The 24,213-nt window shown below is 68.5% G+C and carries 19 protein-coding genes; 12 read left to right on the plus strand and 7 right to left on the minus strand.

Annotation, left to right across the window (positions count from 1 at the left end):
• Positions 1-112: 112 nt before the first annotated feature.
• Positions 113-955, minus strand: a complete 843-nt coding sequence (locus HMPREF3165_RS08310) for a polysaccharide deacetylase family protein (RefSeq protein ID WP_370991903.1) — start codon at positions 953-955, stop codon at positions 113-115.
• A 173-nt stretch (positions 956-1,128) separates the two neighbouring features.
• Here HMPREF3165_RS08310 and HMPREF3165_RS08315 point away from each other — a divergent pair, with 173 nt between their 5' ends.
• The 3 genes from HMPREF3165_RS08315 to HMPREF3165_RS08325 all read left to right on the plus strand — a co-directional run bounded on the left by HMPREF3165_RS08315 (position 1,129) and on the right by HMPREF3165_RS08325 (position 6,779).
• Positions 1,129-2,763, plus strand: coding sequence for a ribonuclease J (locus HMPREF3165_RS08315; RefSeq protein ID WP_070512699.1), 1,635 nt, complete (start codon positions 1,129-1,131; stop codon positions 2,761-2,763).
• A gap of 18 nt (positions 2,764-2,781) precedes the next feature.
• Positions 2,782-3,717, plus strand: a complete 936-nt coding sequence (locus tag HMPREF3165_RS08320; RefSeq protein ID WP_070512390.1) for a PfkB family carbohydrate kinase — start codon at positions 2,782-2,784, stop codon at positions 3,715-3,717.
• Positions 3,718-3,863: 146 nt separating this feature from the next.
• Positions 3,864-6,779 carry an FtsK/SpoIIIE family DNA translocase gene (locus tag HMPREF3165_RS08325; protein WP_070512393.1) on the plus strand — a complete coding sequence of 972 codons (2,916 nt, stop codon included), beginning with the start codon at positions 3,864-3,866 and terminating at the stop codon, positions 6,777-6,779.
• Here HMPREF3165_RS08325 and HMPREF3165_RS08330 read toward each other — a convergent pair.
• Positions 6,768-8,111 carry a CapA family protein gene (locus tag HMPREF3165_RS08330; protein WP_070512396.1) on the minus strand — a complete coding sequence of 448 codons (1,344 nt, stop codon included), beginning with the start codon at positions 8,109-8,111 and terminating at the stop codon, positions 6,768-6,770. The genes HMPREF3165_RS08325 and HMPREF3165_RS08330 overlap by 12 nt on opposite strands.
• Positions 8,112-8,351: 240 nt before the next feature.
• Between HMPREF3165_RS08330 and pgsA the strand changes: the two genes are divergently transcribed.
• The 6 genes from pgsA (at position 8,352) to HMPREF3165_RS08360 (ending at position 12,439) form a co-directional block, all read left to right on the plus strand.
• The gene (pgsA, locus tag HMPREF3165_RS08335; RefSeq protein WP_141110842.1) at positions 8,352-8,975 is read left to right on the plus strand and encodes a CDP-diacylglycerol--glycerol-3-phosphate 3-phosphatidyltransferase; all 624 of its coding nucleotides are present in this window, start codon (positions 8,352-8,354) and stop codon (positions 8,973-8,975) included.
• Between the two features lie 22 nt (positions 8,976-8,997).
• On the plus strand, positions 8,998-9,519 hold the full coding sequence (locus tag HMPREF3165_RS08340) for a CinA family protein (protein ID WP_070512399.1): 522 nt from the start codon (positions 8,998-9,000) through the stop codon (positions 9,517-9,519).
• Between the two features lie 161 nt (positions 9,520-9,680).
• Positions 9,681-10,091, plus strand: coding sequence for a helix-turn-helix domain-containing protein (locus tag HMPREF3165_RS08345; RefSeq protein ID WP_004565236.1), 411 nt, complete (start codon positions 9,681-9,683; stop codon positions 10,089-10,091).
• A gap of 126 nt (positions 10,092-10,217) precedes the next feature.
• Positions 10,218-10,439 (plus strand): DUF3046 domain-containing protein, encoded by a 222-nt coding sequence (locus tag HMPREF3165_RS08350; protein WP_081296298.1) that lies wholly within the window; start codon positions 10,218-10,220, stop codon positions 10,437-10,439.
• A 267-nt stretch (positions 10,440-10,706) separates the two neighbouring features.
• Positions 10,707-11,948, plus strand: a complete 1,242-nt coding sequence (recA, locus tag HMPREF3165_RS08355) for a recombinase RecA (protein WP_070512401.1) — start codon at positions 10,707-10,709, stop codon at positions 11,946-11,948.
• A complete protein-coding gene (locus HMPREF3165_RS08360; protein WP_070512404.1) occupies positions 11,948-12,439 on the plus strand; it encodes a regulatory protein RecX in 492 nt (163 codons plus the stop codon). Before recA ends, HMPREF3165_RS08360 begins: the two co-directional genes overlap by 1 nt.
• Before the next feature lie 20 nt (positions 12,440-12,459).
• Here HMPREF3165_RS08360 and HMPREF3165_RS08365 read toward each other — a convergent pair whose 3' ends face one another.
• On the minus strand, positions 12,460-13,728 hold the full coding sequence (locus HMPREF3165_RS08365) for a hypothetical protein (RefSeq protein ID WP_256275240.1): 1,269 nt from the start codon (positions 13,726-13,728) through the stop codon (positions 12,460-12,462).
• A gap of 162 nt (positions 13,729-13,890) precedes the next feature.
• Between HMPREF3165_RS08365 and HMPREF3165_RS08370 the strand changes: the two genes are divergently transcribed.
• A complete protein-coding gene (locus tag HMPREF3165_RS08370) occupies positions 13,891-15,618 on the plus strand; it encodes a formate--tetrahydrofolate ligase (RefSeq protein ID WP_070512408.1) in 1,728 nt (575 codons plus the stop codon).
• A 65-nt stretch (positions 15,619-15,683) separates the two neighbouring features.
• Here the strand turns inward: HMPREF3165_RS08370 and HMPREF3165_RS08375 are convergent, their stop codons facing one another.
• The 4 genes from HMPREF3165_RS08375 to HMPREF3165_RS08390 all read right to left on the minus strand — a co-directional run bounded on the left by HMPREF3165_RS08375 (position 15,684) and on the right by HMPREF3165_RS08390 (position 21,258).
• Positions 15,684-17,078: an ABC transporter substrate-binding protein gene (locus HMPREF3165_RS08375; RefSeq protein ID WP_083303261.1), complete on the minus strand. Its 1,395-nt coding sequence runs from the start codon at positions 17,076-17,078 to the stop codon at positions 15,684-15,686.
• 8 nt (positions 17,079-17,086) lie between these two features.
• Entirely contained in the window at positions 17,087-18,040 is a 954-nt protein-coding gene (locus HMPREF3165_RS08380; protein WP_004565229.1) for a carbohydrate ABC transporter permease, read from the minus strand.
• Positions 18,041-18,053: 13 nt separating this feature from the next.
• A complete protein-coding gene (locus tag HMPREF3165_RS08385; protein ID WP_070512411.1) occupies positions 18,054-18,965 on the minus strand; it encodes a carbohydrate ABC transporter permease in 912 nt (303 codons plus the stop codon).
• Positions 18,966-19,077: 112 nt separating this feature from the next.
• Positions 19,078-21,258 carry an alpha-galactosidase gene (locus tag HMPREF3165_RS08390; RefSeq protein WP_070512414.1) on the minus strand — a complete coding sequence of 727 codons (2,181 nt, stop codon included), beginning with the start codon at positions 21,256-21,258 and terminating at the stop codon, positions 19,078-19,080.
• Between the two features lie 190 nt (positions 21,259-21,448).
• Here HMPREF3165_RS08390 and HMPREF3165_RS08395 point away from each other — a divergent pair, with 190 nt between their 5' ends.
• A complete protein-coding gene (locus tag HMPREF3165_RS08395; protein ID WP_070512417.1) occupies positions 21,449-22,591 on the plus strand; it encodes an ROK family transcriptional regulator in 1,143 nt (380 codons plus the stop codon).
• Between the two features lie 98 nt (positions 22,592-22,689).
• Positions 22,690-24,213: an NAD(P)/FAD-dependent oxidoreductase gene (locus HMPREF3165_RS08400; RefSeq protein ID WP_070512420.1), complete on the plus strand. Its 1,524-nt coding sequence runs from the start codon at positions 22,690-22,692 to the stop codon at positions 24,211-24,213.

Raw genomic sequence — 24,213 nt, forward strand, 5'->3', positions numbered from 1 at the left:
GCGCCCGCTCCACCGCACGGTGGAGCGGGCGCCTCGTGTAGTCGCCCATCTGCTCGCCCCATGCCGCCGCGGTGAACCGCGCTCATGCGGGTGAGGGTTCTTCAGTGGTCCATCAGACGGAGGCCAGCAGGTCGCTGCCCGTCGTGACGGTGAGCCCTCGCTCCAGCAGTGAGCGCAGACCTCCTTCCAGGGCGGAGAACAGGCCCTCGGAGGGTTGCGTGCGCCCGTCGTGGCACAGCACCACCGATCCGGCGCCGGCAACGTCCTTGACAGCGTCGGCGGCGGCCGCCGTTGGCGTGTGAACGCTCCACAGCAGCAGGTCCATCTTCTTGAGCGAGGCAACCATCATGGCCGGCGCGTCAACCCGGCCGTAGGGAGGCCGCCACAGGCGCGGAGATGGGGCGCCTGCCGCCTCGATCGCCTCACACGTGCGGTCCACCGAGTCGCTCAGCTCGGAGAAGCTCACACCGTAGACGTCTGTGTGCACCCAGTTATGGACCCCGACCTCGTGTCCTTCGGCGACCTGTCGCGCGATCAGCTCGGGGTGGGCCTGCACCGCGGAGCCCAGAACGAAGAAGGTGGCCCGCACGTGCAGCCTCGCCAGCATGTCGAGCACCCGTGGAGTCCAACGGGGGTCCGGCCCGTCGTCGAAGGTCAGCGCCAGCTTTCCGGACTTCCCGTCGGTCTGGAAGACCACTCGCGTGCCGAGCGCGCTGCCGGGGCCCGCCGGGCGAGGGGCGGTTCTGGCGGTGGGGGAGAGGTGGGTGTCCCGCCAGTGAGTGGCTCCTGCGCCGGCGCCCGCGCCGAGCACGCCCGCCGTTGTTGCGAGGGCGGCTCTTCCCAGGAGGCCTCGCCGGCTCTCACGAGGAGCGGGACTCGGCTGTGACTCGGTTGACGAAGAGGGAGCGGTGTCCCTGGCTCCGTCATCCGGCAGGCTCGTGGTCGTCACCGGCATATCGTAGAGCGAACCCGGCAAGTCCCTGAACTCGCCGTCGGAACGTTGCAGAACCACGACGGCGTCGAACTGCCCCGCGCCGTATCAATCGATATCCGAGACATCCTCGGTAGGATGCCCGCGTGACGAACTTTCCCGCGCTGAAGACCCCCGGCCCCCTCGCTGATGGCGCCATGCGCGTCACTCCCCTGGGGGGCCTGGGCGAGGTCGGCCGCAACATGACCGTCTTCGAGCTGGGCGGCAAGCTGCTCATCGTTGACTGCGGTGTGCTCTTCCCCGAGGAGGACCAGCCGGGCGTCGACCTCATCCTTCCCGACTTCTCCTCCATCGAGCACCGCATCGACGACGTCGTCGCCCTGGTCCTGACTCACGGGCACGAGGACCACATCGGGGGTGTGCCCTACCTGCTGCGCCTGCGTGACGACATCCCCCTGGTGGGAAGCGAGCTCACGCTGGCCTTCGTGGAGGCCAAGCTCAAGGAGCACCGTATCCGCCCGGTGCTGCGCCAGGTCATCGAGCACGAGGAGGTCTCCTACGGCCCCTTCGACCTGGAGTTCGTGGCCGTCAACCACTCCATCCCCGACGCCATGGCCGTCATGATCCGCACCGATGCCGGCAACGTGCTGGCCACCGGTGACTTCAAGATGGACTCCCTGCCCATCGACGGGCGCATCACGGACCTGCGCTCCTTCGCCCGTTTCGGTGAGGAGGGCGTGGACCTGTTCTGCGTGGACTCCACCAACGCCGAGGTCCCGGGCATGGTGGGCCACGAGGGCGAGATCGGCCAGGTCCTGGACAACGTCTTCGCCGACTCCGACGGGCAGATCGTCGTGGCCTCCTTCGCCAGCCACGTCCACCGCGTCCAGCAGGTCCTCGACGCCGCCGCCCTGCACGACAGGCGGGTCGCCCTCGTGGGGCGCTCCATGGTGCGCAACATGGGGATCGCCGCCGAGCGCGGCTACCTCAAGGTCCCCGCCGGCGTCCTCATCGATGCCCGGGACATCATCTCGCTGCCCCCGCACGAGAGAGTCCTCATGGTCACCGGCTCTCAGGGAGAGCCCATGGCGGCCCTGTCCCGGATGGCCCACTCCGAGCACCGCAGCGTCACCATCGAGCCCGGGGACACCGTCATCTTCGCCTCCTCCCTCATCCCCGGCAACGAGAACTCCGTCTTCCGGGTCATCAACCAGCTCATGAGGCTGGGGGCACGCGTGGTCCACCAGGGCAACGCCAAGGTCCACGTCTCCGGGCACGCCTCCTCTGAGGAGCTGCTCCACGTCTACAACATCGTCCAGCCCCGCAACGTCATGCCCATTCACGGTGAGATTCGTCATCTGGTGGCTAATGGTGGGCTCGCCGTCAAGACGGGAATCGCCCCGGAACGGGTCATGCTGTGTGAGGACGGCGTGGCCGTCGACCTGGAGGGTGGAGTGGCCCGTATCGCCGGCCAGGTGCCCTGCGGCTACATCTACGTCGACGGCTCCTCGGTGGGGGAGATCGACGAGGCCGAGCTCAAGGACCGCCGCATCCTTGCGGAGGAGGGCTTCGTCTCGGTCTACGCCGTGGTGGAGACCACGACCGGCACGATCCTGGCCGGCCCCCACATCCAGGCGCGGGGCGTGGCGGAGGACGACTCGGTCTTCGAGGAGATCCTTCCCGATGTGACCGAGGCCCTGTCGGCTGCGCTGGAGACCGGGAAGGCGGACGCCTACTCCCTCCAGCAGGTCATGCGCCGCACCCTGGGGCGCTGGATCGGGCGCCGCCTCAGGCGCCGTCCCATGATCGTCCCGGTCGTCATCGAGGCATAGCGGGAGGGCGCTTACTGCATGACTCTCTTCCGGCCCGCGTGCTTCATATCCACCGGATCCATCCTCATTGACATCCCCCTCCACGTCAGCAGCGTGCCGACGCCGGGAGGGGCGATCACCGGGGCGTCGTCGGGTCCGGTCGTCGGTGGCGGGTACACCGTGGTCTCGGCCGCAGCCCGGCAGGGCGTTCCCACGGCCCTGGCCGCCACCCTGGGAACCGGGCCCAACTCCGCGCGGGTGCGTGAGTCGATGCGGCTGGACCGGGTCGAGCTGCTCGTCGAGGAGCTCGTCGGGGACATCGGCACCTGCACCACGCTCATCGAGCCCTCCGGCCGACGCACCTTCATCACCACCGCGGGTGTTGAGGGCGAGCCTCAGCGTGAGGATCTCGAGAGCATCGACCTCAGGGCCGGGGACTGGGTCTACGCCACGGGCTACGACCTGGCCCACTACACGAGCCGCGGCATCCTGGCCGACTGGCTCCTGTCGATCCCCGACGGCGTCGGGCTGGTGATCGACCTCGGCCCGGTCCAGCCCGACATCCCCGACCAGGTGCTCCTTCCGCTGCTGAGGAGGGCGACGATACTGACCGGGAACGACCTGGAGATGGGGCGCCTCGAGAAGCGACTGGGCGGCACCGGTGCCATCCGGCAGGCCTGCCCTGAAGCACTGATCGTCCACCGAACCGGCATGAACGGCTGTGTTCTCCACCCGGTAGGCGGTGAGCCGATCGAGGTACCCGGTTTCGTGCGTGAGGTCGTGGACACGACGGGAGCGGGAGACACGCACACCGGTGTCCTGGTCGCCGGCCTCCTGGGCGGGCTCGACGTCGTCGAGGCGGCCAGGCGAGCCAACGCGGCCGCCGCCCACGCCGTGGCCCGCAGCGGCCCTGCCCAGGCCCCGCTGTGCGAGGAGATCGATGAGTTCCTCCGCGCCGACGATGAGAGGTCCTGACGGGGGCCCGGGGCGCGCCTGCCTCTGCCCTCAGGGGATGAGTCCCCGTACCGGACCGCGACACCGAGAAGGTGACGTGTCTCCGGCCGGGGCGGGCGGCGTGGCAAGGTCAATGACACCGAGAATCCGATAGTTTCTAGGGCATCATGGCCAATCGTCGCACCACGAGAACAGCTGCGCCTTCACCGGGAACCGGCAGAGGACGTAATCGAGGCGGTTCCGCTCCAGGAACCGCACCCTTCTCCGCGCCTGGAACCGGGCCCTCGGGCGGACGCTACCGCCGTACCGGCTGGGCCTTCCTCATCCTGGCCCTCGCAGCGGTGCAGGCACTGCGCGAGTGGTTCGGGATCTCCGGTGCCGCAGGCGATCTCCTGCACCACATCGCCGCGGGTCCCGTTGGCGTCCTGGGTGTCTTTGTGCCCCCGCTCCTGGCTGCGCTGGGCGTCGCCATGCTGCGGGTCCACAGCCTGGGGGCGGTGCACGCACGGGTCTCCGTGGGCTGCCTGGGGCTGCTGACCGCTCTGACCGGAATGATCCAGGTCGGCAGCGGCAACCCGGTCCTCAAGGGCAACATCGACGGCCTGGAGAGGGCCGGAGGGCTGCTGGGGTGGCTGGTGGGCTACCCGCTGGCGGCACTGTTCTCCTCCGTGGGGGCCTTCATCCTGTTCCTCCTCCTGACCGCGTTCTCCGCCCTGGTCCTGTCCGGCAAGACCGTTGCCGAGATCCGTGACCTACTGGATCAGTACCGGGCCGCGGACGGTGACGGAGCCTCCCACGGCGCCGATGGATCGGGTGACTCCCTGGCCCGGCGCCTGCTGGGGCGGGTCCGCGGAGGTTCTGAGCGGGCCGGCGCCTCGGGCGCGGACTCGGATCAGACGGCGCTCCTGGACTCCTATGACGGCGACGAGCCCTTCCGCTCCGCCCTGGAGGTGGAGGAGTCGGCCTCACGTAAACGGGGCAGTGGCCGCCGTAAGCGCTCGGCCGACCGGCAGGCCCAGCAGACGACGATCACCGAGCTCTTCGAGCCGGGCGCCGATCACGGGGCTCACTCCGAGGGCGAGGACTTCGTCATCCCGGACGTGGGCGAGGAGACTGATGTCATCGCCTCCCCGGCATCCTCGGCCGCCTCCGCCACCCGGAGCAGGCCCGCCGGCCCGGCGGGTGGATCCGTGGCCTCCGGCCCGGCCGCAGGAGGGCAGCGCAAACCCTCATCCGCCAAGCGCAGCGCACCGCAGCCGACCCCGCAGTCGCCCTCCGGTTTCGACGCCGTCACTGAGGAGACCCCCGAGGTCGCGCTGGAGGAGCCCGACCTCGCCGACCAGATCGCCATGAGCGACATGGCTCTGCCTGACGGATCGACCTACACCCTGCCCGATGACGCGCTGCTCGGTCCCGGCCCGGGCCACTCCACCCGCACCCCCGCCAACGACGCCATTGTGGAGTCCCTGCAGAACGTCTTCGCCGAGTTCAACGTGGACGCCACGGTCACCGGCTACACGCGCGGCCCCCAGGTCACCCGCTACGAGGTTCACCGGGGCCGGGGGGTCAACGTCTCCCGGATCACGGGGCTGGAGAAGAACATCGCCTACGCAGTGGCCTCCGACGAGATCCGTCTGCTCACCCCCATTCCGGGTAAGAGCGCCATCGGCATCGAGATCCCCAACAGCGACCGGGAGATGGTCAAGCTCGGCGACGTCCTGCGCTCCCAGGCCGCGCGCAAGCAGGCGCACCCGCTGGTGGTCGGGCTGGGCAAGAACGTCGAGGGCGACTACGTCGTCACCAACCTGGCCAAGACCCCGCACCTGCTGGTGGCCGGGCAGACCGGTTCGGGTAAGTCCTCCTTCGTCAACTCGATGATTACCTCGATCATGATGCGCGCCACGCCTGAGGAGGTGCGCATGGTGCTGGTGGACCCCAAGCGGGTGGAGCTGACCATCTACGAGGGCATCCCCCACCTCATCACCCCGATCATCACCTCCCCGAAGAAGGCGGCCGAGGCCCTGGAGTGGGTGGTGCGCGAGATGGACGCCCGCTACGACGACCTGGCCTCCTTCGGCTTCAAGCACATTGACGACTTCAACAAGGCGGTGCGCGCAGGCGAGGTCCAGCCCCTGCCGGGATCCCAGCGAGAGCTGAGCCCCTACCCCTACCTCCTGGTCGTCGTCGACGAGCTCGCCGACCTCATGATGACCGCCCCCAAGGACGTGGAGGCCTCCATCCAGCGCATCACCCAGCTGGCCCGCGCTGCCGGGATCCACCTGGTGCTGGCCACCCAGCGTCCCGTCGCCCAGGTGGTCACCGGCCTCATCAAGTCCAACGTCCCCTCGCGCCTGGCCTTCGCCACGGCCTCCCAGCTGGACTCCCGGGTCATCCTCGACCAGAACGGGGCCGAGACGCTCACCGGCCAGGGTGACGCCCTCTACCTGGGCCCGGGCGCCTCCACGCCAGTGCGCATCCAGGGCTCGTGGGTCACCGAGTCCGAGATCCGCTCCGTCGTCGAGCACGTCAAGTCCCAGCTGACGCCCGAGTACCGCGAGGACGTCGTCGTCCCGGAGGTCAAGAAGCAGATCGACGAGGAGATCGGTGATGACATGGACCTGCTACTGCAGGCCGCCGAGCTCATCATCTCCAGTCAGTTCGGCTCCACCTCCATGCTCCAGCGCAAGCTGCGCGTCGGCTTCGCCAAGGCCGGACGCCTCATGGACCTGCTCGAGTCCCGTGAGGTCGTCGGCCCCTCGGAGGGATCCAAGGCCCGCGACGTCCTCGTCCAGCCCGAGCAGCTCGAGGAGACCCTGGCCTGGATCAAGGGCGAGGGCGGTGCGCCGGGAAGCGCGGAGAGTCCCGAGGCCCCTGACGCGTCTCAAGGCGAGCCCGATTCCGAGGCCCCGTCGGCTCCGGCCGCGAATGAGCCCCGTACTGCGGTCATGCCGTCGAACCGCTACAGCACGGACCCCTTGGAGGTCGCCTCCAGCCTGCCGGAGTCGGAGTCCTGGGACGACACCTCCGCCGATGAGGACTCCGAGGACGCCTGGTCGCTCACAGGCCGCGGCTCATCGTGGTGAGGCGGAGGCCGACGCCGCGCCCTGCGGGGCCGGGTGTGCCCCTGCCCGTGTGATGACCTCTTCCCGACTGGGAATCGTCGGAGCCGGTCCGGTGGGCTTGGGCGGTGTGGTGGCCATGGTCGAGGCGTCCTTGACCTGAGAGGTGAGCAGGCTCCAGCGCCGGTCGATCTGCTCTTTGCTCAGCCCCAGGCCGGCAGGCTGCTCGCCGTTGTGAAGCGCCGCCAGGTCCCTGATCTTGTGGCCGCCGGCGAGATCCATGGTGAACGGGTGCCAGTTCAGCTTGTCCACGCTCACCGAGCCGTCGGCGTGGGAGGTGACGTCGGCCCAGACCAGCTGACCGACGTCGGACAGCGGGGCGCAGCACTCCTCATCCTGGTTCGAGATGTAGTTGCCTGCCGAGTACGACACCCACATCCCCTTGCCCCCGACTCCTCCGGAGAGCTTCTCGGCGGGCTGAGGCACATGGGGATGAGCGCCGAAGAAGATGTCGACCTGCCCGGTGTCGGCCAGGGACTGGGCGTAGGAGACCTGCTTGTCGTTGGGCGTGGTCTCGTACTCCTCACCGAGCTGGGAATGGACGACGACGAGATCGGCACCCGCCGCACGGGCCGACTTCGCCGCCTTCGTGATGGCGCCGATGTCGTTGAGCGACACGGAGTATCCGGTGGGATCCTCCAGGCCGTTGAGGTCCATGGTCGTGGAGATCTGGGCGACGGTCACGGTGCGCCCGCCCCGCTCCAGCTCGTAGAGCGCGAAGGGCACCGAGGCGTCCTGCTGGCTCCGGTAGGTGCCCGCGTGGCCCAACCCGTGAGCGTCCAGGGCGTCCAAGGTGGCCACGACGCCGGACTCCCCCCGGTCCGCAGCGTGGTTGGAGGCGGTCGCGCAGCCGTCCCATCCGGATCTCGCCAAGGCGGCCACGACCTCGGTAGAGGTGCCGAAGGCGGGGTAGCCCGAGTAGACCCCGTCCGGAGCGACAGGTACCTCCATCCCGCACAGGGCCAGATCCAGGCCCTCGACCCAGGGGGTCTCAGCGGCGATGTTGGCGGTGATATCCCCTGAGCCTGCCGGAGTGGACTCCATCACCGGCATATGCATGAGGACGTCGCCGGCGTAACCCACGGTGAAGTGCACGTCCTGCGAGCCGCCGACGCTGGCGGAGGCGGACGGAGTCGGCGATTGAGCCGGCACAGCCTGATCGGAACTCGTCGAGCAACCGTTCATGGCGACGGATGCGGTGAGAACGACGGCGGTCAGCAGGCCAGGACCCCGTGACCTGCGGGTGAGACATGCGGAGCCTGGTGAAGGTGATGGTAGAGAGGTGGATGAGTGCATGGTGATGAATGTAAGAAGCGAACCTTCAAGGTGTGTGCACAGTTCGTGCTGGCTTCACCAGTGCCAGGCGGATGTATGTGGATGGCAGCGTGAACCGTGGGTGAAAACAGATCCTATGTCGCGTGTCGTCTGCGATGGAGCATGACGCGTACGGTGCAGCCGCTCGGATGCGAGGCCGTTGAGAAGATGGATCGAGGTTTCTGCGTCGGTGGGAGCTCGTCCGCGACTAGGCTGGTCTTGATGAACGCCCCGACCGCCCCGGATGGCGCCGCGCCGTCAGAGCAGGCGCCGCTGCTCAACATCGCCAACGTCCTGACGGTGCTGCGCCTGCTGCTCGTGCCCGTCTTCATCTGGCTCTCTCTGCTGCCCGGGGACCGGGCCAGGCTCGCCGCAGTCGTGGTCTTTGTCGTGGCGGCCTTCACGGACCGCCTTGACGGCCAGCTGGCGCGCTCGTGGGGGCTGGTGACCTCCTTCGGCAAGATCGCCGACCCGATCGCGGACAAGGCGCTGACCCTGTCCGCCTTCGTTCTGCTGAGTATCAACCAACGACTGTGGTGGTGGGTCACCATCCTCATCGTCGTGCGCGAGCTCGGCATCACGGTTCTGCGCTTCTTCATGCTGCGCCGTGCCGTCATGGCGGCCTCGCGCGGCGGCAAGATCAAGACGACGCTGCAGATGGTGGGGCTGGTCGGGCTGCTCACGCCGTGGTCCATGCTCCTGCTTCCCGCGGGCCCGGCCGCGTTCCTGACTAAGACGGCCTACGTCATTGTGGCTGCGGCACTCATCGTCACGGTGGTGACTGGCCTGGACTATGTTCGCGAGGCGATGCGGCTGAGCCGTCAGAGCGGACGGAGCGGCCAGTGACCTTCCCGAGGCGGATGCCGCTGTGATCGTGGATGCGCAGGGCGCCCAGGACCGTGTCCGCGTGGCGACGGCTCTGCTGCAGGCCGCTGCCGACCACGGAGTGACTCTGGCGATCGCCGAGTCGCTGACGGGCGGGCAGGTCTCCTCCAGTCTGGTGGAGGTCCCCGGTGCCTCCCGTGTGCTCGTGGGAACGGTCGTGGCCTATGCCACCCGGATCAAGGCGCAGCTCCTCGGGGTCGATGCTGCGCACCTGGAGCGGACCGGGCCGGTGGACCGTGATGTCGCCCTGCAGATGGCGGATGGAGTACGCCGGCTCCTCGGGGCCGATGTGGGGCTGGCCACCACCGGGGTGGCCGGGCCGGGGCCGGCAGACGGTCATCCGGCGGGAACGGTCCATGTCGCCGTCGTCGCTCCTTGGGGACAGAGGCACCGCGAGCTGCACCTGGGCGGTGATCGCTCGCAGATCCGGTGCGCCACCGTGATGGACGTGTGTGAGCTGGCCATCGGCTTCCTACAGAAGGACGAGTGTGGGCCGCAGCCCTGATTGCTTCTCAATGACGACTGACCAACTACAGACCGCAGACTAAGACGTATTTCAGATTTCTCTCAGGAATTCCGGTAGAGTGGTTCTCAACGTCACCGGAGCCGGAGAGCTGGCCCCACGTGGCGGGAATGAATCCACGACGTGAATGGTTGTGCTAGACGATGAACAACACGACTCACCCCCGCACCACTCGCCCGATCAACAACCGGATGCCGATGCGCCAGGGACCCGGGGCAGGGTACGGTGTGTCCGTGGACACCCCGAAGCACGAGAATGTCGTCCTGCGCCGCGAGATCGGAGAAGTCCTGCGCGGCGTCCGACAGCACCAGGGACGCACGCTGCGCGAGGTCTCCTCGCAGGCCCGTGTCTCCCTGGGATACCTCTCCGAGGTCGAGCGCGGTCAGAAGGAGGCCTCCTCCGAGCTGCTCGCCTCCATCTGCCAGGCGCTTGACGCCCCCCTGTCCATGGTGCTGCGTGAGGTCTCCGACCGCATCGCCCTGACCGAGGGCGTCATGATTCCGGACACGGTTCCCGATGAGCTCGTGCGTCAGCAGGGGGTCGCCCTGCGGTGACCATCCGCTGACGCTCTGCGTGCGCTGCTCTTGTGGCGCGCAGATCGTTACCAGTGAGCCGACCTTCCCGGCGGTGGGGCCACGACGAGTGGACTCGCCGCCGGGTTGCCTGTTGACAAAGGGGGAGTGGTGAAGCACTCGGAGTTCTGGAACGCCGTCGAGGCGGTCTTCGGTCCGGCCTACGGCCGGTCCCTGGCTCAGGATCTGGTTCTTCCGGGGCTGGGGGTGACCTGCGTGCAGGCGCTCGACGACGGAGTGGCCCCGGAGCGGGTCTGGGGTCTTCTGTGCGAGGAGACCGAGCGCTCGGATGCCGAGCGGTGGATCTTCCGCTCGGATCCGCGTCGCTGAGCCCAGGTGACGAGGGCGGATGCGGGGGACATGTTTGGAGCCGCCGACACGCGCGTGACGATGATGTCACGATCGAACAGGTGTTCGGGTACTGTTCTCCACGAACGACGACGACGCCACGTGAGTCCACAGGGCTGATGTGGGGCCGAGATAGATGTCAGTGGTCAGGCATACCGTCGTTGGTGAGCCCCGGAGAGGGGACCTCGCCGAAGTTGACCAGCCATGTCCGCCGCGGCTGCGCGCCGCCCTGAGAACCGAGGTAGAACAATGCCTGCTGCCAGCCAGACCCAGGACCGTTCCAAGGCCCTGGCCACAGCCCTCGCCCAGATCGACAAGAGCTTCGGTAAGGGATCCGTCATGCGCCTGGGGGACGAGTCCCGTCCTCCGGTCTCCGTCATCCCGACGGGGTCGGTCGCCCTCGACGTGGCTCTGGGGGTCGGAGGGCTCCCGAGGGGGCGCATCGTTGAGGTCTACGGGCCCGAGTCCTCCGGAAAGACCACCGTCGCCCTGCACGCCGTGGCCAGCGCGCAGAGGGCCGGCGGGAACGCGGCCTTCATCGACGCCGAGCACGCCCTCGACCCGGTCTACGCCAAGGCCCTGGGCGTCGACATCGACAACCTCCTGGTCTCACAGCCGGACACCGGGGAGCAGGCCCTGGAGATCACCGACATGCTGGTGCGCTCAGGCGGCCTGGACATCATCGTCATCGACTCCGTGGCGGCCCTGGTCCCCAAGGCTGAGATCGAGGGAGAGATGGGGGACTCCCACGTCGGTCTCCAGGCCCGCCTCATGAGCCAGGCGCTGCGCAAGATCACCGGTGCGCTGTCCTCCACCGGCACCACCGCCATCTTCATCAACCAGCTGCGCGAGAAGATCGGTGTGTTCTTCGGCAACCCGGAGACCACCACCGGAGGGAAGGCCCTGAAGTTCTACGCCTCCGTGCGCCTGGACGTGCGCCGCATCGGCGGCCTCAAGGACGGGGACCAGCCCGTGGGCAACCGCACCCGGGTCAAGGTCGTCAAGAACAAGATGGCGCCGCCCTTCAAGCAGGCCGAGTTCGACATCCTCTACGGCCAGGGCATCTCCCGCGAGGGCAGCCTGCTGGACCTGGGAGTGGACAACGGCGTGGTGCGCAAGTCGGGGGCCTGGTTCACCTATGGGGAGGACCAGCTCGGTCAGGGCAAGGAGAATGCCCGCAACTTCCTCAAGGACAACCCGCAGCTGGCTGCCGAGATCGAGGAGAAGATCCTCGCCGCCCTGGGCATCGGTGAGCCCGGCCGCAAGGCCCGGGAGGCTGAGGAGCTCGCTGCTGCCGAGGCCGCCGTGGCCGCGGCAGCCGTCCCGGTGGAGAGCGCTGACACCGCCGCCACGAGCGCGGTCAAGAGCGCCCGAGGGCGCGGGAAGAAGACCACCTCCACTGCTAAGACCTCCAAGAGCGTGAAGACTCCCAAGGAGGCGTCGGCGGATGAATCGGACACCATCTTCGGTGAGGAGGCCGGCGGGTTCTGATGCCCTGGCTCATCCCTGACGCCCATGCGCAGGCGGTCGAGGCGGCGCGGGAGATCGTCCTGCGCCGCCTCGACCGCAGCGCGGCTCCTCGCGCCGCCCTGGCCGAGCTCCTCGAGCGCAAGGAGGTGGACCCCCGTGTAGCCTCCGAGGTCCTCGACCGTCTGGAGGCCGCCGGAGTCATTGACGACACCGCCTACGCGGCCCGCCTCGCGCGCACCCGCTTCGCGGAGAAGGGGGCGGCCAGGCGAGCCATCGCCGAGGAACTCCGGCGCAAGGGGCTGGGTGAGTCGGACGTCGCCGAGGCCCTCGAGCAGATCAGCTCCGAGGACGAGGACTCAGCGGCGCTGGCGCTGGCTCGCAAGAAGCTCTCCGCCACCGGCCACCTGCCCTGGGAGGTGCGCCGGCGTCGCACCGCGGCCGTGCTGGGGCGCAAGGGCTACAGCCGGGACGTGACCATGCGGGCCATCGCCAAGGCCCTCGCCGAGGAGTAGCCCCGAGGGGAGCCCATGGCTCAGGAGCCCGAGGGCTTGAGGTCCTTCTCGCTGAAGGCGGTCACTGTTGAGATGCCGTCGGCGGAGGTGGAGTACACGAGGTGCTTGTCGTGGGCGCTGGGGACCGGTTTCTTCGGCAGATCGACTTTCGTGGAGCCGTCGGCGCTGATATAGCGGAAGGAGAAGGTCTTTCCCTCATCGGCGGTGGAACGAACGATGATGCTGCCATCGCTCAGGGTGGTGCTGATGGTGTCGGCGGGGTTTCCGATGGTCTTGGAGAGGCACTCCGTGGTCCCGTCCTGGGCGATGCGCAGTTGCCCGAGGTGGTCATAGGTGTCGCCGCTGCCGACCGTGAGGTTGCTCTTGGGTGGAATGGTGCATCCCTTGAGATCCAGGACCTGCGCCCCACTGTCGGTCACAGACTGCAAGCGGCTGTCCGACTGGTCCAGAACCAGGATTCTGGTGGGCGTGGTCCAGATTCGGGCGTCGGCGCTGAGGTCGGGGATGGGTTTGGAGGTGTTGAGCTTGAGGAGATCTGCGGGGTCGGCGGGCTCAGTGCCTCTGAAACGCACCTGCCCCTTCCATGAGTAGAACTCGCCCCGACTGCCGCCGCTCAGTCCCAGCTCCTGCGCGGAGTGACTCACAAGGGCCTGCGAGGAGTCCACGACCTTCACCGCGCTCATTCCTCCGTCGTTGCCCAGCTGAAGCCCTCCGACCAGCTGGCTGTGCGACGAGTAGGTGTTGCCGTCCTCGGCGAAGGGGTCAGAGCCCTGTTGTCCCGTGCTGGTGTTGAACCAGTGAAGCTTGCCGACGACCGGGTGGAGGCGGAGGGTGGAGTCCTTCGGATCGACCTGGTCGGTGGTGAACCAGTAAGAGACGACGCCGAGCGCATCATCGAAGCTCATCACAGGACTCAGCGAGGCGGGATCGGCGCCGCTGGGGACCGGTACGCTCGCCTTCCAGGTCTCCTTACCGTCCCAGGTCACATGATGGACCGAGAGGTCGGCGGCCGGATCCGTAATCGGGTCGACGTAGGTGAGGCCCTTCTCGTCATAGTTGCTCAGTCCGGGAGCGGTTTTGATACTCATCGTGGCCTTCGACAGGCCGAGCTTGTTGAGGCCCTCGATATCCGACGGCGGATCGACGGTGCCGACAGGGCCCGCGGGCGACGCAGTCGCAGAACTGCTGGCGGCGGTCTGCGATGTTCCCGATGTGCCGGAGCACCCCGTCACAGCAAGGCACAGTGACGCCGATGCGGCGAGGGCGGAGAGGACGATCCGACGGTTCACAACAACCTCCATGGTTGACCGATGGGTAACCGACAGACTAGTCGAATGAGGTTCGGTGTGCTGAAGGTATGACTCTTTGTTGGGAGCAACCAATGTTCCACTGATTGGCGGCTCCATGGCGAAAGACAGAAGCCGGGAGCAGGTTCAGACTAGGCTTCATCCATGACCCAGGTGATTGCGGCCACTGACGGCTCCGACGCTCCGATCGATCTCCACGCGCTGGCGGCATCAGCGGGAATAGCTGCCGAATACGTCATTCCCTATGGCCGCGACGTCGCCAAGATCGACCTGCGGGCGCTGGAATCCAGCCAGCACGTGAGCGGCGGTGGGGCGAGTAGCCCTCACTACGTCGTCGTCACTGCGATCACGCCGACGCCTTTCGGGGAGGGCAAGACCACCACGGCCATCGGACTGGCGCAGGGGCTCAGCCGCTTGGGCCAGCAGGCAGTCCTGACTCTGCGCCAGTCGGCCATGGGCCCCACCTTCGGCATCAAGGGCGGAGCCGGAGGATCCGGTGGCGCCCACATCCTGCAGGCCGAGCGGATGAACCTGCACCTGACCGGCGACTTCCACGCCATCACCGCCGCCCACAACCTCCTGTCGGCGATGATCGACAACCACCTGCACCACGGCAATGAGCTCGACATTGACGAGCGCACCATCACCTGGCCCCGGGTCCTGGATGTCAACGACCGCGCCCTGCGCCATATCGTCTCCGGCCTGGGGGCCAAGATCGATGGAGTCACCCGGCAGGCCTCCTTCGACATCACCCCGGCCAGCGAGCTCATGGTCATCATGTCGCTGGCCACGGACCTGTCCGACCTGCGCAGGCGCCTGGGGCGCATCGTCATCGGCCGAAGCCGCGGCGGCGAGTGGATCAGCGCGGAGGACCTCAAGGCGGCCGGGGCCATGTGCGCCGTCCTGCGCGACGCGCTCGAGCCCAACCTCCTGCGCACCGGCGAGGGCACCCCCGTCCTGGTCCACACCGGCCCCTTCGGCAACATCGCCACCGGATGCTCCTCGGTCATCGCCGACCGCGTCGCCGCGGCAGGAGCCCGCGACGGCGGCTACATCCTCACCGAGGCCGGCTTCGGATCCGACATGGGCCTGGAGCGCTTCATCGACCTCAAGTGCGCCGTCTCCGGGATGCACCCGAGCGTCGCCGTCGTCGTGGTCACCATCAGGGCGCTCAAGGCCCACAGCGGACGCCACCGCCTCGTCAGCGGCAAGGACCTGCCCGAGGAGATGCTCCAGGAGAACGTCGATGACGTGCGCGACGGCGCCGCCAACCTGCTCAAGCACCTGCAGATCGTGCGGGGCTTCGGCATCACCCCGGTCGTGGCCGTCAACGTCTTCCCCACCGACCACGATGCCGAGATCGAGGAGGTGACGCGTATCGCCGGCGACGCCGGAGCCCGGGTCGTGGTCTGCCACCCCGTCACCATGGGAGGCGAGGGCTGCCTCGACCTGGCCGGAGCCGTCGTCGAGGCCTGCCAGGAGGCAGGAGAGCCGGCCAGCAGCCGACCCGCCTATGAGCCGCAGGACGACCTGCGCACCAAGATCTCCAAGCTCGCCGACCTCTACGGTGCCGACGGCGTGGACTACACCCCTGCCGCCAGCAGGTTGCTGGAGGCCTACGAGCAGGCAGGCTTCGGCCACCTGCCCGTCATCGTCGCCAAGACCCCGCTGTCCCTATCGGCCGAGCCCGGCCTCAAGGGCGTGCCCACCGGGTGGCGCCTGCCGGTGCGCGAGGTGCGCCTGGCCGCGGGGGCCGGCTACGTCTACGCGATCTGCGGCAGCCTGTCGACCATGCCGGGGCTGCCGAGCCGGCCCGCCGCCGAGCGCATCGACGTCGACCTCGACACCGGGCAGATCGTGGGGCTGCGCTGACGACCACGGGCCGGGTCCGGCGATGTACCGGGTCCGGCCCGTGGTGGTCACGAGCAACCGAGCTGTCAGCTCTTCTTGTGCTTGGACGTCTTGAACAGGAGGTTGACCTGCTCGTTGTACTTCGTCAGCGTTGAGGCCGGCACCCGGTTGGCCCACAGGTCGTCCGTCGCCGGCTTCATGATGGCGCCCACATCCGCTCCGAAGTAGGTCAGTGGGAAGAAGAACGTGGACCTGTCCTCCAGGTGCTGGGTGAAGGGCTTGGTGGGAAGCCCCGTCTCCTCGAAGACCTTGACGGCCTTCTTCGTGGAGGAGGCGATCGCCGGGAAGACGATTCCGTGAGAGGCCACGATGTCCTGTGCCTCAGCGGTTCCCAGGAAGGCCACCCACTTGGAGGCGTTGTCGATATTGGCCGACTGCTTGGAGATCGAGTCGCCCAGCCCGTTGAACAGGGAGACCGACTTTCCGTTGGGGCCCACGGGGTTCGCCGCGATCCCGACCTTGACGTCGAGCTTGGCGTAGGTGCCGAACATCCACGACCCGTTGAAGCACATGGCGATCTTGCCGCTGCCGAGCTGGACATCGGTGCTGGTCGTGGAGGAGAAGGCGCCGCGCGGAGGCATGTATCCCTTGTCCACCAGGCCGAAGTACCAGTCCATCGTGTCCTGGAAGACCTTCTCGTCGTAGCGGTAGTGGTCACCCCAGGTTTCCTTGTTCGTGTAGAACCAGTCGCCGGCTGAGCCGGTGAAGGGGCTCCACTGGGTCTGGCCGTCCCCGGTACCGGCGTCCTGGATACCCAGGCCGTAGACGGCCACGCGGTTCTTATCGAAACCGGGCTCATCTCCGCGCACGCCGTTCTTGTCCACGGTCAGGCGGGCCAGGACCTTCTCGAAGGTTCCGCCGTCAGCGGGGTTCCAGGACCAGTCGGCCAGGTCCGCCTCGGACAGGCCCGCCTGGGCGAGCATGTCCCGGTTGTAGAAGACCGCCACGGTGTCCCAGTCCTTGGGGCAGCCGTACTGGTGGCCGTCCTCCCCCTTCCACAGGTCGATGAGGCCCTCCTGGAAGGCGGACTCATCGACGCCCGCCCAGGCGGCCTGCTTCTCCAGTGGAACCAGGACCTCCAGGTCCACGAACTGGGCGAACTTGGAGATGTGGTCGGTGAAGGCGTCCGGACCCGTCCCGGCGATGAAGCCGGCCGTCAGCTTGGTCCAGTAGTCACCCCAGGCGATCTGGGTGATGTTGACCTTGATGCCGGTCTTGGCCTCGAAGGCCTTGGCGCAGGCCTCATAGGCGGGCAGCTGGCTGGCGTCCCACATCCAGTACTCGACGGCGCCGGCTCCCGACTTCCTGGAGCCGCCGGAGCAGGCGGCCAGGGTCAGGGCGGCCGCGCCCGAGGCCAAGCCGCACAGGAGGCCTCGGCGCGACAGTGAGGAGCGAAGAGGGCTGATCGGTTGAGTCGTCATCTGGTGCCTCACTTGATTCCGGTAAAGCCGATGGAGTTGACGATGCGCCGGGCGAAGGCCATGAACAGCAGGAGCATCGGGAGGGCGGCCACGAGCGTGGCGGCCATGAGCCCGGCCCAGTCGGGACCGGTCTGAGGGGCCTGGGAGCGGAAGACGGCCAGAGCCACCGTGAGTACCCGCGAGGAGTCCGTGTAGGAGACCAGCAGGGGCCAGAAGTAGTCATTCCAGGCCGTGATGTAGGTCAGGATCGCCAGCGTCGAGATCGGGGCCTTGGCCATGGGCAGGATGAGGGTGAAGAACACCCGGACCTTGGAGGCTCCGTCGAGCAGGGCGGCCTCCTCCAGCTCGCGCGGGACGTTCATGAAGAACTGTTTGAGGAAGAACACCGCGAAGGGCGTCATGAACATGGTCGGCAGCGCCACTCCGAGGAAGGTGTCGATGAGGTGGAGCTGCTTGACCAGCACGAAGTTGGGCAGGAGCGTGAAGATCGAGGGGACCATGAGGGCGCCCAGGAACACGGCGAAGACCGTGTCACGTCCCCTCCAGCGCAGGCGGGAGAAGGAGTAGGCGGCCATCGCTGAGAAGAACACCTGCCCCACGGTGACCAGTGTGGAGATGATGACTGAGTTGCGCAGGTAGAGCCAGAAGTTGATGGCTGCGCCGCTGCCGCCGTCGGCCAGTGCCTCCTCAGTGGACTGCATGCCGAAGACACGGGCGAAGCCGCGCAGGTTGATGTCCACCGGCAGCAGGCTGGTGGGGTGGGCGGTGATGCCCGCGTTGGAGGACAGTGCCGTACGCAGGACCCAGTAGAAGGGCAGGAGCGTGAACAGCATGATGAGGATCATCGCCGCCCAGGCCAGGGCCTTGCCGACGGTGAACCGGCGGCCCGAGGCCTCGGAGGACGCCGCAGCGGATGCCTTGGGGGACTTTGCGGAGGACACGGGTGCGGTTGTCGTGGTCATGGGTGGTCCTCCTTCAGTCCAGGTCCGTCTCGCCCGCACGGGTCATGCGGTACTGCAGGATCGTGATCGCCGCCAGGACGAGGAGCAGCCCCACCGCCATGGCGGAGGCGTATCCGAACTGGAAGCGCCCGAAGGCCATGTCGTAGATGTAGTACTGCAGCACGCGGGTGGCGTTGACGGGGCCGCCCTGGGTGGCCACAGAGACGGTGTCGAAGACCTGGAAGGAACCGATCATCGTCATGATGAGCACCAGCGCCAGGATGGGACGCAACAGCGGGACGGTGATCCGCCAGAACATCCGCCACTCGCTGGCGCCGTCCATCTTGCCCGCCTCATAGACCGTGTTCGGGATCGACTGCAGACCCGCGAAGATGAGCAGGGCCGTGTAGCCCACGTGCCGCCACACGTTGATGATGGCGATGGTGGGGATGGCCATCGACGAGGAGAAGAAGTCGACGGCTGAGCCCGTCAGGGACTCCAGGAGCTGGTTGGTGATGCCCAGCGTGTTGTCCAGGATCCACAGCCACAGCATGGCGGCGACCACGTTGGAGACCAGGTAGGGCGTCAGCACGATGGAGCGCACGAAGGTGGACTGGGTCAGGCGCTGCATGAGGACGGCGATGAGGAGCGCCAGGATCGTCTGCAGACCGATGTTGATGACCACGTACTCCACGGTGACGACGACGGCGTTCCAGAAGGTGTCGTCCTGGGCCATGCGCTTGTAGTTGTCCAGGCCGGTGAACTCCTCGGGAGTCAGGAGGTTGTACTCGGTGAAGGACAGCCAGATGCCTCGGACGAGGGGCCAGATGTAGAAGGCGACGAGGCCGATCGTCGCCGGGAGGATGAAGGCGAGGCCGAGCTTGAGGTCGGAGCGTGGCTTGCGTTGCCGACGCGATGGTCGTGCGACCGGGGTCGAGGTTGACATCGGGTCTCCAAATCGACGGTGATGAGAGAAAACGGGTCGAAGACGGACGGGCGGGGTAGGGACGGGTAGAAGAAGAGAGAACGGATCAGCGACTCGGAGGGTCGCCGATCCCTCAGTCGACGGCGCTCACGCGCAGCAGGACGAGGTGGTCGGGGTGCAGCACCGGCAGCGCCAGCCCCGTGGTGGTCAGGTAGGAGCCCGGCAGGGTGACGCCCTGGGCCATCCAGCCCGCCGCTAGGCGCAGCTCGGGGTAGGCCGGCGCCGCCAGGCGCACGTGGTAGCGACGCGAGGGGTCCAGGCCGGGGAGCGGACGCGGCGCCGTGGGCCAGGCCAGGAGCTGGCCCAGCGAGGCGATCTCGAACAGGGCGTCGGAGCCATCGGGGGCGACGACCCCCTCAATGCGCAGCACGTCGTCGTCGGGCAGATCCGCATGGACCGTCACCCCCGAGTGCAGCAGACCGCGCAGCTCCTTGTGCAGCGCGATGATGGAGGCCAGGCGCTCGCGGGTGGCGTCGTCGGCCTCGGTGAGGTCCCACTCCACACCCATATGGCCCCACAGGGCGGTACCGGCCCGGAAGTCGAGATCGAGGTCGCGCAAGGTGGTGTGGGCCCGCCCCGAGCCGACGTGGGTGCCCACCATCTCGGGAGGAAGCAGCAGCGTGGTACCGCGCTGGATGTTCTGGCGGTCGTGAGCGTCGATGCAGTCCGAGGCCCACACCCGCTGAGTGCGCTCCATGATCCCCAGGTCGATGCGGCCGCCACCACCGGCGCAGGACTCGATCTCCAGGGAGGGGAAGCGCTCATGGAGCGCATCCAGGAGACGGTAGACGGCCAGGGTCTGGTCGTGGACGGCGGCCGCCCCCAGGCGCCCCGCGGTGGGGTCGGAGACCTCATGCCCCGTGGCCAGCAGAGGGGAGTTGTGGTCCCACTTGAGATAGGCGATGTCCAGGCGCTCCACGAGGGTGGAGATGGCATCGAACAAGTAGTCCCAGGCTCCGGGAGCGGACAGGTCCAGGACCCGCTGGTGGCGGTGCTCGGGCGCTCCGCCGGCGCCGTCGGACAGGATCCACTCCGGGTGGGCGCGAGCCACGTCGGAGTCGACGTTGACCATCTCCGGCTCGAACCACAGGCCGAACTCCATGCCCAGGGCGTGGACGTGCTCCACGAGCGGCTCCAGACCGTTCGGCCAGGCCTCCGGGGAGACCTGCCAGTCACCCAGTCCCGAGGTGTCGTCGCGGCGGGAGCCGAACCAGCCGTCGTCCAGGACGTAGCGCTCGATACCGACCTGGGCGGCGGCGTCGGCCAGGGCCTTGAGCTTGTCCAGGTCATGGTCGAAGTAGACGGCCTCCCAGGTGTTGAGCAGCACCGGGCGGGGACGGGTGGGATGGGACGGGCGCGAGCGCAGCCAGGCATGGCTGCGCTGGGCCAGGGCGTCCAGGCCCTCGCCCCAGGAGAAGACCGTCCACGGAGAGGTGTAGGTCTGCCCCGGGGCCAGCGAGACCTCGCCCGGCAGGAGCAGCTCTCCGGCTCCCAGGAGCTTGCGGCCCGAGGCCGGGTTCATCGCCAGGTGACGGACGTTGCCGGACCAGGCCGCGTGAACGCCATGGACGCGCCCGCTGCGCCATCCGAAGCCGGTGGAGCCGGCTGCCAGCCAGGTGACGGCGTCGTGCCCCGGGCGTCCCTCCCAGGACTCGCGCAGGCGGGTACCCGGGGTGAAGGGGGTGCGCACGAGCCGGCGCTCCTGGACGTGGTGGCCGGTGGTGTCCAGCAGCTCGTCGGCGCTGTCTGGCAGCGGCAGTACCGGCGTGAGCTCGCCGACGACGAGGTCGGCCCCATGCTCGCCGTCGGACTCGGGGCGGTCATTGCGGACCCAGGCGCGCAGACGTACCAGGCCGCAGGCCTCCAGGCGCAGCTCAGTGCCCAGGGTCAGCTCGTGGGCGGTGTCGGTTCCGCTGGAGCGCACAACGAGGGCGGTCCCGGCCGGGGTGTCCTCGGAGTCCTCCTCGTGGGTGAAGGCGGTGGGGTGGGGCGAGAAGGCCGAGCCGTCGGTGCGTGAGAGCGCCACGGCGGGACGTGAGTTCCAGCCCAGGTGAGCCAGGGGCAGGATCGGCAGGTCGTTGGTGATCCAGGCGGTGTTGGTACCCAAGGACGTCTCGGCGGCCAGGGCCGCGTCGGACAGGTCGTCACCGCTGACGTCACCCAGGTCAGGGCCCCAGTGGCGCACCACCGGGAAACGGTCGTCGGGCAGGTCGAGGACCACGGAGGTGTCGGCGCATCGCAGATGGAGGGTCATCATCGTCCTTCCAGGGGAGGGGGAGGAACCGGAAGCGATTCCTTGTAAGATGAAAATAATTGACAATGCTAGATTTTGCAAGGGTTTGCTCTACAGTGTCGGTACGACGTGGACGGCGGTGAACGTCGTTCCAGGTCACAGGCCGTGCGGCCCCAGTGGCAGCTGACGACGATGGGAGTGGGAGTCGACGATGGGCGGTGGACGCAGCCTCGGCGCCAGGGCGCTGCTCGCCCTGATCTCCGCCGGCCCCATGAGTCGCGGCGACCTCGCCGAGCGCCTGGGGCTGTCCGCGGCGACGACGACACGCACGGTGCGCCCCCTCATCGAGGCGGGACTCATCGAGGAGCAGCCGCCGGTGGAGGTGGCCGGGCCGGGACGACCCACCCGCCTGCTGGCCGTCGTCCCGAGCAGTGCCACCGTTGCAGGTATCAAGCTCACAGATGACCGCCTCTACGCCGTCCTGACCGATCCGCTGGGCGAGGTCCTCCTCAGTGACTCTCGGCCGTTGACCGACACCGATGCCGGCTCCGTGACGGCCCTCATCGCCTCGGTGGTGGCGCAGCTGGCCGAGCGCAGCGGGCGACGGCCCGACGCCATCGGAATCTCCCTGGGGGCGGCCGTCGTCGGGAGACGGACTGTGGTGGTGGCCAGCTTCCTGGGATGGCGCGATGTGCCTCTGGCCGCCATGGTCGCCGAGGCCACCGGGCTGCCCTGCGTCGCGGCCAACGACGTGCGCGCCTTCGCCTACGCCGAGGCGTGGTTCGGGGCCGGCCACGGGAAGGACCCCTTCGCCATGGTCACCCTCGGCGCCGGGATCGGCTGCGGGGTCGTGGTGGCCGGTGAGGTCGTCTCCGGTGCGCAGGGGGCGGCCGGCAGCGTCGGGCACCTGCCGGTGGATCCCTCGGGGCCCAGCTGCGAGATCGGGCACCCCGGGTGCGCTCGGGCCCTCGCCTCGACCCCCGGGATCCTGCGGGCGGCCGCCGAGCACCTGGAGTGTGAGGCCGGCGAGCTGAGTCTCGATCTGCTCCTGAGTCCCGACATGCGTCGCCACAACGGCGTCGACGACGTCCTACGGCGTGCGGTGCTGGCGATCGGAAGGGTCGTGGGGACTCTCATCGCCTACGTCGATCCCGAGCTCGTCGTCGTCTCCGGGGAGGGGGTCGCCGTGGTGGAGACCTACCGCGAGGTCTTTGATGAGGAAGTGGGCGGTCTGCGGCACTGGGCTGCGGCGCCCGTGCCCGTCCTGCTGCGTCCCTTCGAGTTCGACGAGTGGGCGCGAGGGGCGGCCGCTCTGGCCCTGGATCAGTGGACGGTGGTCGCAGGCGGCCGGTGAAGGCGGCTCTTGGTCGGGCACGGCACTGTGACAGGAACCATGTCTAGGAAATAGGTCCTAGCGAGATCCTGGAATAAGGGTGCCCTTAGATTGTGCCCATGAGTCGTCGCACCACCATTGCCCTGTCGACCGCCGGCCTCCTGGCCGCCGGAGCCGCCCTCGCACTGGCCGTACGTCCGGCCCGCCACGACGTCCCCGACGTCGCCGCCGGCACGGGCAGCCGCCGTCCGCCCCGCGTCGTCATCGCCGGTGGCGGCTACGTCGGCTTCTGCGTCGCCCGGGCCCTGCGCGCCCAGCTCAACCTCGACCAGGTCGAGATCGCCATCATCGACTCGCGCGCCTACATGACCTACCAGCCCTTCCTGCCGGAGGTCGCGGCCGGCTCCATCCAGCCGCGCCACGTCGTCGCCCCCCACCGCCGTAACCTCGACGGCGTCACCATCATCACCGGCGCCGTCACCGCCATCGACCACGCGGGCCGCACCGTCACCGTGCGTCCCCCGACCCCCCAGTCCACGCACGAGCGGGTCGAGCCCTACACCCTGACCTACGACCACCTCGTCATCGCCCTGGGCGCCGAGGCCCGCACCCTGCCGATCCCCGGCTTGGCGGAGCAGGCCATGGGCTTCAAGCAGGTCGAGGAGGCCACCGCCCTGCGCAACCGGGTCCTCACCCGCATCGAGGACGCCGCCTCCACGTGGGACACCGAGCGCCGCAGGCGCCTGCTCACCTTCGTCTTCGTCGGAGGAGGCTTCGCGGGCGTCGAGGCCATCGCCGAGCTGGAGGACATGGCACGCGCGACCGTGCGCACCATCCCTTCCATCGAGCAGCGCGACGTCCGCTTCGTCCTCGTCGAGGGCTCGCGCCGCATCCTGCCCGAGCTCACCGAGGAGCTCTCCGGCTACGGGCTGCAGCAGCTGCGCGAGCGCGGCATCGACGTGCGGCTCAACACCTTCCTCAACTCCTGCGTCGACGGCCACGTCGTCCTGTCCGACGGCACCGAGTTCGACGCCGACACCATCGTGTGGACCGCCGGCGTCAAGGCCGCCCCGGTGCTACAGACCGCCTCCGACCTGCCCATCGACGCCCGCGGCCGTGTCACCGCGCTGCCCACCCTCCAGGTGGCGCGCGACGGTGCGCCGGTCGAGGGAGCCTGGGCCGCCGGCGACTGCGCCGCCGTCCCGGACCTGACCTCCGAGGACCCCGAGGCCACCTGCGCCCCCACCGCCCAGCACGCGGTGCGTCAGGCCAAGCTGCTGGCCGACAACCTCGTGGCCGTCCTCGCCGCCGGGGACGAGAACGGTGTGCCTCTGAAGTCCTACGCGCACGCGAACCTGGGCACCGTGGCCTCCCTGGGCATCGGCAAGGGCGTCGCCCGCATCATGGGCCGGGACCTGCGCGGCTTCACCGCCTGGACCGCTCACCGCGGCTACCACGTCTACGCGATGCCGACCCTCAACCGGAAGGTGCGCATCATGATGGACTGGCTGGCCGCCGTCGTCTTCCGTCGCGACCTGGCCTCCTTCGGCTCCATCGCCGAGCCCGGCGCGGCCTTCGCCACGGCGGCCCGTCACGACGCCGACCTCGCCGCCCGCCGCAAGGCCGCCGACAGCGGGTCCTGA

It is taken from the genome of Actinomyces sp. HMSC08A09 (assembly GCF_001807465.1).
In the GTDB taxonomy this organism is placed as follows: Bacteria; Actinomycetota; Actinomycetes; order Actinomycetales; family Actinomycetaceae; genus Actinomyces; species Actinomyces oris.